Source organism: Ruegeria sp. AI2 (assembly GCF_056541275.1).
The window spans coordinates 160495-172930 of the sequence record NZ_JBQFYB010000007.1; the positions used below are offsets into that span (position 1 = coordinate 160495).

Annotated in this window: 11 protein-coding genes and 2 pseudogenes; 7 read left to right on the top strand and 6 right to left on the bottom strand. The window is 58.6% G+C overall.

Annotated features, from left to right (window positions below; genetic code table 11):
* Nucleotides 1–52 precede the first annotated feature (52 nt).
* A complete protein-coding gene (locus ACR0LL_RS13990; RefSeq protein ID WP_480587722.1) occupies nt 53–1708 on the top strand; it encodes an FAD-binding oxidoreductase in 1656 nt (551 codons plus the stop codon).
* Between the two features lie 337 nt (nt 1709–2045).
* Here the strand turns inward: ACR0LL_RS13990 and ACR0LL_RS13995 are convergent, their stop codons facing one another.
* The gene (locus tag ACR0LL_RS13995) at nt 2046–2948 is read right to left on the bottom strand and encodes a LysR family transcriptional regulator (RefSeq protein WP_480587725.1); all 903 of its coding nucleotides are present in this window, start codon (nt 2946–2948) and stop codon (nt 2046–2048) included.
* Between the two features lie 136 nt (nt 2949–3084).
* Between ACR0LL_RS13995 and ACR0LL_RS14000 the strand changes: the two genes are divergently transcribed.
* Entirely contained in the window at nt 3085–3996 is a 912-nt protein-coding gene (locus tag ACR0LL_RS14000; protein ID WP_480587728.1) for a PhzF family phenazine biosynthesis protein, read from the top strand.
* Between the two features lie 188 nt (nt 3997–4184).
* Here the strand turns inward: ACR0LL_RS14000 and ACR0LL_RS14005 are convergent, their stop codons facing one another.
* A complete protein-coding gene (locus ACR0LL_RS14005; protein ID WP_480587730.1) occupies nt 4185–4577 on the bottom strand; it encodes a hypothetical protein in 393 nt (130 codons plus the stop codon).
* Between ACR0LL_RS14005 and ACR0LL_RS14010 the strand changes: the two are divergent.
* From ACR0LL_RS14010 to fahA, 3 genes and pseudogenes are all read left to right on the top strand, one after another.
* Nucleotides 4543–5085: pseudogene (locus ACR0LL_RS14010) on the top strand (homogentisate 1,2-dioxygenase domain-containing protein); the annotation flags it as partial. The gene ACR0LL_RS14005 and the pseudogene ACR0LL_RS14010 sit on opposite strands and share 35 nt — an antisense overlap.
* A complete protein-coding gene (gene maiA, locus ACR0LL_RS14015; RefSeq protein WP_480587732.1) occupies nt 5085–5720 on the top strand; it encodes a maleylacetoacetate isomerase in 636 nt (211 codons plus the stop codon). The pseudogene ACR0LL_RS14010 and the gene maiA, both read left to right, overlap by 1 nt.
* Nucleotides 5721–5727: 7 nt before the next feature.
* Nucleotides 5728–6987: a fumarylacetoacetase gene (gene fahA / locus ACR0LL_RS14020; RefSeq protein ID WP_480587734.1), complete on the top strand. Its 1260-nt coding sequence runs from the start codon at nt 5728–5730 to the stop codon at nt 6985–6987.
* A gap of 120 nt (nt 6988–7107) precedes the next feature.
* Here fahA and ACR0LL_RS14025 read toward each other — a convergent pair whose 3' ends face one another.
* The 4 genes from ACR0LL_RS14025 to ACR0LL_RS14040 are packed head-to-tail and all read right to left on the bottom strand — an operon-like array spanning nt 7108 to nt 10607.
* Nucleotides 7108–8250: a saccharopine dehydrogenase family protein gene (locus ACR0LL_RS14025; protein WP_480587737.1), complete on the bottom strand. Its 1143-nt coding sequence runs from the start codon at nt 8248–8250 to the stop codon at nt 7108–7110.
* A gap of 3 nt (nt 8251–8253) precedes the next feature.
* Complete coding sequence (locus tag ACR0LL_RS14030) at nt 8254–9309, bottom strand: saccharopine dehydrogenase (RefSeq protein WP_480587740.1); 1056 nt, start codon at nt 9307–9309, stop codon at nt 8254–8256.
* A 14-nt stretch (nt 9310–9323) separates the two neighbouring features.
* Complete coding sequence (locus tag ACR0LL_RS14035; protein ID WP_480587743.1) at nt 9324–9938, bottom strand: glutathione S-transferase family protein; 615 nt, start codon at nt 9936–9938, stop codon at nt 9324–9326.
* Nucleotides 9939–9956: 18 nt separating this feature from the next.
* Nucleotides 9957–10607 (bottom strand): histidine phosphatase family protein, encoded by a 651-nt coding sequence (locus ACR0LL_RS14040; protein WP_209505059.1) that lies wholly within the window; start codon nt 10605–10607, stop codon nt 9957–9959.
* Between the two features lie 139 nt (nt 10608–10746).
* Between ACR0LL_RS14040 and ACR0LL_RS14045 the strand changes: the two genes are divergently transcribed.
* Together ACR0LL_RS14045 and gcvT are read left to right on the top strand one after the other, a co-directional pair.
* Nucleotides 10747–11943: a Zn-dependent hydrolase gene (locus ACR0LL_RS14045; RefSeq protein ID WP_480587745.1), complete on the top strand. Its 1197-nt coding sequence runs from the start codon at nt 10747–10749 to the stop codon at nt 11941–11943.
* 288 nt (nt 11944–12231) lie between these two features.
* Nucleotides 12232–12436: pseudogene (gcvT, locus tag ACR0LL_RS14050) on the top strand (glycine cleavage system aminomethyltransferase GcvT); the annotation flags it as partial.

A 12436-nucleotide genomic window follows, 5' to 3' on the forward strand; every position in this document is an offset into this window, starting at 1 on the left:
CCGTCAGGACCGGGCGCATGCGTCCAAACCGTGCCGCCCCAGGAGAGACCCCATGATTTCCATCGAACCCAGCGACAGCAGCACTTCCCCTTTTCATCGGGGTGAACACATGGCGCAGGCGCGGCTGGGTGTCCGCGACATTGAACACTGGGCACGGAAAGTTGTCCGCGACCACATGCCCGAACAGCATCGGGATTTTCATACCGCCCTGCCGTTTTTTGTGATGGCCGCGCGCGATGCGCAAGGTCGGCCCTGGGTTACGTTATTGGAAGGGCCAGACGGGTTCGTCTCTGCACCAGATAACAAAACGCTTTCCATTACTGCCTTGCCAGCCCAAGGCGATGCATTGCACGGTGCCCTTCACCCCAAAAGCGATGTTGGCATCCTTGGTATTGAACTGGCCACGCGTCGGCGCAACCGTATCAATGGCCGCGCCGGACGCGTCACTCCGACCGGTTTTGATTTTCATGTTGACCAGACCTTTGGCAACTGCCCGCAGTATATCCGTGAACGCGCGTGGCACCGGGTTGATGACTCGAGGCCCGGACCAATGACACTCGGCCAATACTTGACGCCGGATCAGGTCCGGTGGATCGAAACAGCCGATACTTTCTTTATCGCCAGCGGCTATCGCGAAGAGGGCGAAAGCCCGACTTACGGGATGGATGCGTCCCATCGCGGTGGCGACCGTGGTTTCGTGCAGGTTCTGGACAACCGGCGGCTGCGGTTTCCCGACTATGCCGGCAATAACCACTTCAACACTATCGGCAACCTGTTGCTCGACCCAAGGGCGGGATTTCTGTTCGTCGATTTCGAAAGCGGCAGCGTGCTGCAACTGACCGGCGTCGCCTCGATCGACTGGGCCAGCGATGAGATCACAAATTTCCCCGGGGCGCGGCGGCTGGTGGCACTGGAGATTGACGAGGTCGTGGAAATCCGCGCGGCAGTCAGCCTCAGATGGACTTCGGATGCAGATTCTGTCCGGTCGCTCCGCCTGATCGAAAAGATCCGTGAAAGCGTCGATGTCACCTCGTTTGTATTCGAAGCCCGCGACGGTGGCCACTTGGCTGGGTTCGAGCCCGGGCAATACCTGCCAATCGAGCTTGAAATTCCGGGGATCGCCGAACCGGTGCGCCGGACCTACTCGCTCAGCAACGGACCGACCAAGCATCGCTATCGGATTACGGTCAAGCGTGAGCCAAAAGGGATCGCATCGCAGTTTCTGCACGATCATTTGGAGCCAGGCGCAATCATCAACAGCCGTCGACCTGCGGGTGATTTCACAATGACTTGCGACCGGTGCCCATTGGTTCTGGTCAGCGCAGGTGTTGGTATCACACCGATGTTGAGCATTCTGAATAAGGTCGCAGGCGAGCGCGGCAACCGCCCTGTCTGGTTCATCCACGGCGCTCGGGACGGTCAGCACCATCCAATGGCCGGTGAAGTTCACGATCTGGCCGCCAGACGGCCGGGGATCACGACGCATGTGGCCTATAGCCAACCAACGTCAGAGGATGAGTTCGGAATGGACTATGACTCGCATGGCCGTGTCGATGGGGCGCTTCTGGCGCAACTGATCAACGATGCCAGCGCGCATTACTTTCTGTGCGGCCCTGTCAGTTTCATGGCCGAGATCAAGGCCGATCTGGAACGCCGCGGCATCTCTCCGGAACATATTCACACCGAAAGTTTTGGCCCCACTGGGTGATTTGACGTGATCCTGCGTGGGCAAATGAAGCTCAAACCACCAGAGCAAGGACATACGTGCCTTTGGTTCGTTTCGTTTGCATTGTGTTGTTGGGATAGCGTTCACCGGCCGGAATGATTTCGCCATTCCAGCTTTCAATCGACACTCACCGGCTTGTATTTGAGTAGTTCGAGTTTTTAGGCGTCAGACACCAACTCCTCAGTTCCTCTCGCTTTTATTCCTAAGTCGTTCCTACGATTGCATATACGTCTTAGGAAAAGTGCGACGCACTCGGCCGCCTGCCGACACAGAAACCTCCCCAAGCTGCAGTAAAAGTGGCAGGTCGAAGTTCGACGCTTCAGTATTCCAGTGCTGCCTCACGTTTCAGGCGGCTTGCGGCAAAATCGACAAATGCGCGAATCTTTGCGGACACCATCCGCCCTTCGTGGTGCACGATGTGAACCGGTGCACGAGCCGGTTCATAATCAGATAACACAGCCTTTAGCCGTCCGTCCGCCAGATATGGTGCGACTTGATAGGATAAAAGCCGGGCCAGACCCTGACCGCGAAGTGCCATTTCGATTACAGCATCGTTGGTATTCATGCTGATCCGTGGATGAACACGCACAAGTTTCGGGTTGCCCAGGTGGTCAAACTGCCACTGGCCTGACGGCGACAGGGCTAGGGAATTGATCAGGACATGTCTGTTCAGGTCATCCGGGCTTTCGGGTTCGCCTGCTTGTTCAAGGTATTCGGGTGCTGCAAAAACAACCTGTCTGACAGAACCGCAACGCACGGCCATAAGACTGGAATCCGCAAGCGGACCTATCCTGACGCCAACATCCACACCTTCGTCTATTAAATTCACGATCCGGTCCACGTACAGCGTTCGCGCCTCGATTTTGGGATAGTGCCCCAGAAAATCAGCAAGAATTGGTGTGATGAACAATCTGCCAAACAACACAGACGAAGTGAGGTTGAGCAATCCTTTGGGTTCCGCATAGGTCCCGACCGCAGCGTTTTCTGCCAGTTCCAGATCAACGAGAATGCGCTTGGCATCTTCCAGAAATCTGCGCCCGCTCTCGGTCAACATGACAGATCGTGTCGTTCTTACGAATAAACGGGCGCCCAACTCGCCCTCCAGTACCGAAATGGTGCGCGTCACAGCCGGTGGCGACATGTTCAGGTTGCGCGCAGCAGCAGCAAAGCCACCCAGGTCGGCCACCTTCGAAAAGACCAGAAGCGCGCGAAACTTGTCCATGTAATTATTCCAAAATAGTGAATAATAAATTCAAGTTTAATATTATTCTGCCAACAATTGAAACACACTATGTCTCAGGCGAAGACACAATCACTCCGCTAAGGCAAAAGCGCCCGCAGGAAATGGGAGAAATGCCGTGAATGTAAGCCAAGCCATCGGCCAAAACGTGACTGTCCAGATCGTGCACGGTTTTGTGGACAACGGGCTAGGGGGCAACCCTGCTGGGGTTGTTCTGGATGCCGACGGGTTAACCGAGGCGCAGATGCTGAAGATCGCGTCACAGGTTGGCCTGTCCGAAACCGCTTTTGTCTCGCAATCCGCGACCGAGGGTTTCAAACTGGACTTCTTCACCCCGAACCGCAGGATCGCGCATTGCGGCCATGCGACCATTGCCGCTTTTTCCCATCTGGATGCACTTGGCCGTATTCCTGATCCTGAAACTTCAAAAGAAACTGTGGACGGCCCGCGCCGGATACTGATCAAGGATGGTGCCGCGTTTTTGGAACAGTTGGCCCCTAGATATGAAACGCCAGAAGATTGGACCTCTCAGGGTGTCAGTTTGCAGGACGTTTTGGGATCTTTGGGGTTGTCCCCGAGCAATCTGGATCACGAAATGCCGCCCGCTCTGGTCAATACCGGCAACAGTTTTATCGTGATCGGAGTAGCCGACAGGGAAACTCTGGCTTCGATCAAACCCGATTTCGAGCAGATCAAAACGATCAGCGACCGTCTGGACCTGATAGGATATTATGTGTTCACAACGGCCCAATGCTCGGACGGGCGCGACGCTACTGCACGCATGTTCGCCCCCCGATATGCCATTGATGAAGAGGCCGCGACGGGAATGGCCGCAGGGCCGCTGGCCTGTGTCCTGCACGACCTGGGTCACCGCCGTCAGCACGGGTTTCTGATTGAACAAGGCATGTTCATGGAAACCCCTTCGCCCAGTTTGATTCAGGTTGAACTGGAAGTTCGTGACGGCGCAATCGACAGCCTAATGGCAGGCGGGCAAGGCAAAGTCATGCGGTCTTTTCAATTGTCGGTGTGACTAAAACAGCGTTTGGGGCGGCATGTAACATCGCGCGCAGCTTTGTCGAGCAAGTTGAAGAGCGGTTTTACGCAAATCTTGCCGCGCCCCTTCAAAACAACGAACTCTCTCCGAGCGCGGATATCGCAGCTTTTGCTGGGGCGCTCGTTCAGATTGTGACGTTCACGTTGAATAGGCGGGCAACCCAATCAGATCACATGATCAGAGCGCCAGGTATCCAGAATCTCCAAGGTCTTGTCTGAAAACTCGACATCGTTGATGTGGCTGTCAATTTCCACAAGTGTTACGTTTTCCGGACAGTTTTTGCTCAGCTCTTCGATGAATCCTGCAAGTCCCCCTACATCTTCCAAAATCGCCCCGGCCCTGTCCCATTCGTTACCGCCTCTGAGCGGCACAAGCAGAACAGTCGGGCCGGTTGCTTCAGAAAGTTTTGCGCACATAGTGCGTGCCATCTCGCGCCTTTGCTCGGCGCTCATGCTGACCGCAGTAATTAGTCGGTTGTGGTCATGAAGGTCATGATCCGCCAACGCTGGAGGAACGGGATGCCAGTCGCCTCTGGATGTGGTCGCGTGGCACGGCAACTACGCGCCGTATAAGTACGGTCTGACGACATATTGTCCGGTTGGTGCGATCCTGTTTGACTATCCGGATCCCTCGATCTTCGCTGCGCTGACGGCGCCCTCGGGCCAGCCCGGCACCGTGAATATCGACTTCGTTCTGTCCCGTGAACGTTGGATAGTGGCCGAGAACACCTTCCGCCCACCGTAGTATCACAAGAACATCATGTCCGAACTAATGGGCAACATTTACGGCCAGTATGACGCCAAGCCGCAGGGCTTTATCCCCGGCGGCGTCAGCCTGCACAATATGATGTTGCCGCACGGGCCAGACCGCGACGCGTTCGAGGGTGCCTCGAACTCGAACCTTGGGCCTGAAAAGCTGGACAACACCATGTCCTTCATGTTCGAGACCCGCTTCCCGCAGCACCTGACAGCCTTCGCCGCGAACGAAGCCCCGCTGCAGGACAATTTCATCGACTGCTGGGACAGCCTTGAGAAGAAGTTCGACGGGACACCAGGTAAGAAATGATGGGTCTTAAGTTATATACCTATTTGAGATCGACCACATCCTATCGGGTGCGTATTGCATTAAACCTGAAGGGTGTGCCGTTCGAAAGCTGCCCGGTCAATCTGGTGAAAGGCGAGCAAAGAAGCGCAGCCTATCAAGCGATGAACCCCGGCAAGGGCGTCCCTGTGTTAGAGCTTGAGGATGGCACCAAGTTGACCCAATCTCTGGCTATCCTTGATTATCTTGACCGCGCCTATCCTGACCCGGCGCTTCTGCCGGACGACCCGATTGCGCGGGCCAAGGTGATGGCGGCGGCGCATGTGATTGCGCTGGACATCCATCCGGTGAACAACCTGCGCGTTGTTCAACATTTGGACGGGATGGGGCACAGCAAAGCGGAAAGTGTGGACTGGATGGTCCACTGGATGAACGAAGGTCTGACCGCGTTTCAGGCTATGCTGCCCCAAGGCACCCGCTTTGCCTTTGGCGACATGCCATCGCTTGCGGATATCTGCCTTGTATCGCAGCTTTACAACGGGCATCGCTGGGGTGTGGACATGACGCCCTTTGCGCGTCTGACCGAAATCGAAGAAACCTGTCTGGCCCTGTCCGCCTTCGCCGATGCGCGACCCGAGGTACAGCCGGATGCCGAGTGAGGATCACATGAGCCAACTGAAAAAGTCATGGGTGGACAGCGCGAACTCTGCCGAGACCCCCTTTCCCCTGAACAACCTGCCTTATGGTGTGTTTTCGACCTCAGACAGCGCACCGCGCTGTGGCGTGGCCATCGGGGATATGATCCTCGATATGCACGCAGCCGAAGAAGCTGGCCTGATCGAGATTGGTGATGAACCCGTTTTCGACGTGCCCTTCTGGAATGAATTGATGGAGCAGGGATCGGACGCATGGGCCGCCCTGCGCGCCCGTCTGGAACAGCTGCTGGGCGAGGCTTCGACCGAACGTGACACTGTTGAGCCCCTGTTGGTCGCCCAAGCCGATGCGGAGCTGCACATGCCGTTCCTTGTGTCCGAATACACCGATTTTTATGCCGGTCGTCAGCACGCCGCGAACATGGGCGCGATCCTGCGCGGCTCGCCCGAACTGCCGGCCAACTGGCTGCACATTCCGATCGGTTATAATGGTCGCGCGTCCTCGGTTGTGATCTCGGGTACGCCGATCCACCGCCCGAACGGTCAGCGCAAAGCGCCCGACGCCGAGATGCCCAGCTTTGGCCCCTCGATGCGTCTGGATATCGAGCTGGAAATGGGCGCCATTGTTGGCAAGCCGTCCGAGTTTGGTCAGCCGATCACCGTGGATGAAGCCGACGACATGATCTTCGGCTATGTGCTGCTGAACGACTGGTCCGCGCGCGACATCCAAGGCTGGGAATACCAGCCGCTTGGACCGTTTCAGGGCAAGGCGTTTGGCACCTCGATCAGCCCCTGGATCGTGACCGCCGCCGCGTTGGAAACGTTCCGTGTGCCAACGCCCGAACGCGAGAGAAAGCTTCTGCCCTACCTCGACGGCTCAAAGGACGGCCTTTACGACATTGAGCTTCAGGTGCTGATGCAGCCTGATGGAGCCGAGAAGGCGAGCGTCGTTGGCGAAACCAACTACTCCCGCATGTATTACTCGGCCGCCGAACAGCTCTGCCACCACGCCATCGGCGGCTGTGCGATGAATGTGGGCGACCTTCTGGGGTCTGGCACGATCTCAGGCCCAACCAGGACGGAATACGGCTCTCTGATGGAGATGAGCTGGGCTGGTCGCGAGCCCTTCACGCTCGATACCGGCGAAACCCGGACTTTCATCGAAGACGGAGACACCCTGACCCTGCGCGGTGCGGCCAAGGGCGAAGGCTTCCAGATCGGCTTTGGCGATTGCGTCGGGCAAATCCTGCCCGCTGTTAACTGGCCCAAGTAAGTGGCGAGCAGGGCAACATCGGTTGTTCCGCACCCGCCGTTTGAAAAACCTGTGATCCTGCTCGATCATGTTGTTCAAAAAAGCCATTCCAGAAACTCTGGAATGGCTTTTTGGGTGCGATCAGGCCGTATGATCCACGATCTGCAAGTGCTGGGCCAGCCGGTCGATCTCGGCCATCCAGCCTTGTACCAGTTTTGGGTCGCTTGGGGCTGCGTGAACACCTGCGGGGATGGCGCGGTTCATAACGGCCTCGACGGCAAGTGAAACCGGGATCGATACCAAGCGCGCCATTGCTGTACCGCGCTCGTCGCCCCAGGCGTCCATGACATAGGTCTTGTGCCAGACAGGAACGCCGTCTTTCTCGGCTTTCAATCCAACACACAGCACCACGCGGTCGGGCTCATCCTCGTCATAGGCGTTTTCGCTCCAGAACTGGTCGGACATCTCTTTCAGACGCGCATCCCCTTCCGGGCCCGACAGGGTTTCGATTTCACGGAACACGTCCGACCACGCATCCGCCCAGCCGTTCAGGCGCAGGGTGCCGCGGACAAATTCCCTGACGGGCCAGTGATCCTCGAACTGGTACTGCGCCTTGAACGGGATCGAGTCGCGGTTGGGATAGACCTCGAAACTTTCCGGCGTTGGCAGCGGCGCGATATAGCTGCTGATCGCATCCCACGGGCGGGCAACGTCCAGCGGGGCATAGTCTCGGATCGACTTTGAAGGCGACCGAAGCGCCTTGAGCACACCCAACGGCGACCAGCTGAACTTGTAGCGGAACGGGTTCGGGATTTTGGGAATGCCACCGCAATACGAAATAAAGCTCAGGTGGTTTTGCGGATCGAACACATCCGAGGCGCGATAGTCATCGACCAGCGCATGCGCCATCAGGTGGTCGATGCCCGGATCCAGACCAACTTCGTTGACCAGCGCCACACCGGCCTCGCGCGCCTTGTCGTCCAGTGCGCGCATTTCGGGCGCGATGTAAGACGACGACACGAAATTGGCCTGCTTGGCAATCGCCAGTTCCGCCAGTGTTACGTGCCAGTCGCCCGGCAACATGGACACGATCACGTCGCCCTTTCCAAGCACATCACCCAGAGCGTCGATGTCGAACGCCCGTATGTCGTCGGTCAGGTCTCCGACCTCGGCCTTGGCTTTTTCGATCGTCCGGTTCCAGACGGTGACCTTGTGGCCACCTTCGATCAGACGGCGCAGGCCGGGGATGGCCGACAGGCCGGTGCCACACCAGTGAATCGTCATCGCTCAGATCCCTTCGATATGTGTTTTGTAAATCGCTTCTGCCCGACCCCAGACGCCGCTGTCCAGATGGGTCAGGGTCAGAAGCGACGGCAAAAGCTGTGCCGCATAATCTTCCGAACTTTCGACCGGCAGCATCGACGGCAGGTTATCGATGGCCATCACGTCCATCACCGGATCGGTTGCCACGCGCAAAGCAGGCGCGTCCCATGTGGTTGCACGGTCATAGACCGGCACCGGGTTGTAATCACTGTCCGGGTCGCAGGCGACATCGCCGATGGCGGTCAGGTTGCGCGGGGCAGTCAACGCCTCACGCGGAACAAAGACCGGGGTTCCGGGGCGCGCGAAGATGCAGTTCAGGAACAGGTCGTGGTCCAGAATTTCGGGAAACGGCCCGCCGCTTGCGGTTTCCGCCATGTCCCATTTGGTGACGTCGACGCCCATCGCGTCGCACAGGTCTGCGGCCCCCGTACCCACGCGACCCAGTGCACCGATGACGATGGCGCGGGGGCGTGGGGCTCTGGTCGCGTCCAACTCGGCCAGCAATTCGGCGTTCAGAACGTCTTTGCCTGCATACACCCCAACCGGCGGGCATTCCTCGCCCCGTTGTTGCGCCGCCCATGTCTTGAGCGTTACCGCAGCGCCTGCATAACCAGCCCAATAGCCAAAGGCGGCAACCCGGCGGCCGTCTTCGCTCACCAGGTATTCCAGATCATAAAGCGTACCGCCCCCTGCCTTGAACCGCTCCAGCAGCGCGCGACCCGAATGCTGGCCCTTATAGGCGTGGCCGAACATGATGTGGCGATGGGGCAGTGGGGTGCCATCTTCGGGCAATTCTTTGAGGCCAAAGATGATCGCATCCCGCGGGGCCTCGGGCCACGAATTCTCAGCCGCGATTGCACAGCCAGCGTCCTTGTAACCATCAATCGGAATGGCGCGGACATGGCTTTCCTCGACCGTCACGCGGATGCCGGCTGCGATCAGTGCCGCGGCCCCTTCGGGTGTCAGCCCCACCCGTTCCTCGTTCGGGCGCTGTTCCGCCCTGACCCAGAGATGTGTCATCTTATTTCCTTTTGTCAGAGCATCCCGGCAGCGCGCACCGCCTGAACCGAAGGCCGTGCCTCCATCGCCTTGCGGAAGGCGAGAATTTTGGGGAAGGCCGAGACATCGACGCCGTCGCCTTCCAGCCAGCTGCAAACCACATAAAGATAGGCATCGGCCAGAGAGAACGCGTCCCCCAGAAGAAACGGCCCGCGCAACCCGTTTGACGAGATATAGTCGCAAGATGCCGTCATCGTTTGCGCGACCTTGTCCGTCATGTCTTTCCAGCTGGATTTCTTGTCGGCCCAGCGATGCCCGCGCAGCTTGTGGGCGTGGTTCACATGCATGGTCGAGGCCAGATAGAACATCACCTCGCGCATGCGGGCGGCCATGACCTGATCAGCTGGCACCAATTCGGCCTCGGGTGCCTTGGCAGCAATATATTCCAGCAACGCGCCGGTCTCGGTCAGGATGCCGCCATCGACCACCAGCGCCGGAACGCGCCCCTTGGGATTGATCTGCTTGTAGGCCGGTTTTGTCTGTTCCCCATCGGCAAAGTCCAGCTTGATTGCTTCATAGTCCAGCCCGGCCTCTTCCAGAGCAATCGCAACAGCGACCGAGATGGTTCGGGGTGCATAATAAAGCTGCATCAGGGATCTCCGATCTGGTTAGAGGTGGGTTTGCGCGAACTGCCGGTCGGGTGCTTCCAGATGCGGCACCGCATTGAACAGGACCGGGCTCAGCTGTGCGCCAATCGGGTGCAGACGATGCATCGACGTGTTCATGATGGCAAGGGCCACCCGCGCCATCGACGGGATGTCCAACCCCATCGCCTGCCGCACCACCATCGAGATCAACCCGCCCGAGGTCACGACGATGGCCGGTCCGCCCTCGGTCCCGATCTCGTGCAATGCATCGCGGACGCGGGCTTCAAACGCGTCGAAGGATTCCGGCGCGTTCTCGATCTTTCCGCTGGCCCAGGCCGCGAAGGTTTTGGGCAGGTGTTCGACAAATCCCTCGCGATCGGTCGGGATTTCGACGCCGTGCTGTTCTTCGAACAGCTGTGCAAGGGTGAAATACTCGATCTCGTTCAGCCGTGCGTCGCAGACAGGATCGGTTAATCCCATGCTGGTGACCGTCTCGGTATGGCGGGTCAGGGTGCCACAATAGACGCGTGTATAGTGGCTGCGGGTGTCACGCAGATGCGCGCCCAGCCAGCGAGCCTGTTGATGGCCCAGATCGCTCAGCTTGTCATAGCTTGCTTCGTCGCGCGCCGTCGTGTTTGCCTGCCCGTGCCGCACCAATGTGATATGTGACATGTCGCTCCCTCTTGCGCCGAAGTCTTAGGGCAGGTTCCCTGCCGGGACCAGAGGGGTTTCTTGATCTCACCGGAAAAACATTCGCAGCTGTCCGGTTTCTGGCTATGGTCGCCCTGACCAACTGCGCCCGGAGGGATTCATGGCCGTCGACCACACGCGTTTTCTGGATGATCTGCACAAGCTGCGTGAATTCGGTGCCTCAGGTGTGGGCAAAGGGGTCATCCGCCCGGCCTATTCCAAAGCGGATATCGCGGCGCGCCAATGGCTGGCGGACCGTATGGCCGACACGGGTCTGACACCGCATTTCGACCCGGTCGGCAACCTGTTCGGGTTGGCGCCCGGCCGCTCTCTGCTCATGGGGTCGCATTCCGACAGCCAGCCCGAAGGCGGCTGGCTGGATGGCGCGCTTGGCGTGATCGCCGCGCTCGAGATCGCGCGGTCCAGCGACCAGCCGATCTCGGTCGTCAGTTTTCAGGACGAAGAAGGCCGGTTCGGTGTGACCACAGGCTCGGCGGTCTGGTCCGGCGGTCTGCCTCTGGACAAGGCCGATGTGTTGACCGACGGTGCCGGCGTCAGCTTTGGCGAGGCCCGATCTTCCATGGCGGATCTGTCGCAGGGTTTTGTCGATCCCGCGCGGTTCAGCGGCTTTGTCGAGATGCATATCGAACAGGGCCCCTCTCTGGACGCAGCGAACGAGCAGATCGGCGTCGTGACCGATATCGTCGGCATCCGGGACATGTCGGTCACTTTCGAAGGGCAGCAGAATCACGCGGGCACCACTCCGATGCATTTGCGCCGGGATGCGTTTCAGGCGTTGTCACTGTTCAACACGCGCCTCAACGAACGGGTTCGCAATGTGGTGACACCACAAACCGTCTGGACCATCGGGCGGGTCGATCTTCACCCCAATGCGTCGTCCATCGTGCCGGGTCGGGCGCGGTTCTCGATGCAGTGGCGCGATGGCGATCCGGATCGGCTGTCGCGGATGGAGGAGATCATCCGTACCACAGCGCAGGAAATAGCCAGCGAACAGGACATGGTGCTGACCTACGGCCCTTTGCTCGGGTTGGAACCCGTCACGATGGATCAGACGCTGCGCGCGGCGCTGGAACATGGGGCCGAACAGGTGGCCCCCGGCAAATGGCGCAGGATGCCGTCGGGCGCGTTGCACGATGCCACAAACGTGTCGCGCCTGATGCCCGTTGCGATGCTGTTCGTGCCCTCAATCAACGGTGTCAGCCACGATTTTACCGAAGATACCGCCGAAAGCGATCTTGTCGCCGGGCTGAGGGTGCTGAATCTCGCAGTGCAGTCATTTGATGGACAGGCGCGATAAGGTGCAGGCAAAATACCGTTTTTTCAGGCCATTGCAGTCGGCTTGCCTGGTGTTATCGTCGCGTTCAAAGCTTTGATCGGCAAACCCTTGCAGAGGCCAAATGACAAATGTTGCCTAACGGAAAAAAGTTTCCTATAGGAACGCAATGGATGCATGCGCCCGTATACAGACTTGCCCCACAGGCGGCGCGCCGGTTCGCAAGTTGACCGGAATCGTTGCAATATTGACTACTTGAGGCAGACTGACGGGAATGCGTTCCAAACCGAAAGATACGAAAAGGTATCCAAGATGACCGAGATTAGACGCACGCCGCTTTTTGGGCTTCACGTTGAGTTGGGCGGCAAGATGGTTGATTTTGCCGGGTGGGAGATGCCAGTTCAGTATCCGCTGGGGATCATGGGCGAGCATAAGCAGTGCCGCGAGAAGGCGGCGTTGTTTGATGTGTCGCATATGGGTCAGGTGATATTGCGGGGCGAGAATGTGGGCGAGAAGC

Excerpts from the sequence above, each read along its gene's own strand:
- fahA (WP_480587734.1), top strand. The coding sequence starts at position 5,728 with ATGAGCCAACTGAAAAAGTCATGGGTGGACAGCGCGAACTCTGCCGAG.
- ACR0LL_RS13995 (WP_480587725.1), bottom strand. The coding sequence starts at position 2,948 with ATGGACAAGTTTCGCGCGCTTCTGGTCTTTTCGAAGGTGGCCGACCTG.
- ACR0LL_RS14025 (WP_480587737.1), bottom strand. The coding sequence starts at position 8,250 with ATGACGATTCACTGGTGTGGCACCGGCCTGTCGGCCATCCCCGGCCTG.
- maiA (WP_480587732.1), top strand. The coding sequence starts at position 5,085 with ATGGGTCTTAAGTTATATACCTATTTGAGATCGACCACATCCTATCGG.
- ACR0LL_RS14030 (WP_480587740.1), bottom strand. The coding sequence starts at position 9,309 with ATGACACATCTCTGGGTCAGGGCGGAACAGCGCCCGAACGAGGAACGG.
- ACR0LL_RS14045 (WP_480587745.1), top strand. The coding sequence starts at position 10,747 with ATGGCCGTCGACCACACGCGTTTTCTGGATGATCTGCACAAGCTGCGT.
- ACR0LL_RS14035 (WP_480587743.1), bottom strand. The coding sequence starts at position 9,938 with ATGCAGCTTTATTATGCACCCCGAACCATCTCGGTCGCTGTTGCGATT.
- ACR0LL_RS13990 (WP_480587722.1), top strand. The coding sequence starts at position 53 with ATGATTTCCATCGAACCCAGCGACAGCAGCACTTCCCCTTTTCATCGG.
- ACR0LL_RS14040 (WP_209505059.1), bottom strand. The coding sequence starts at position 10,607 with ATGTCACATATCACATTGGTGCGGCACGGGCAGGCAAACACGACGGCG.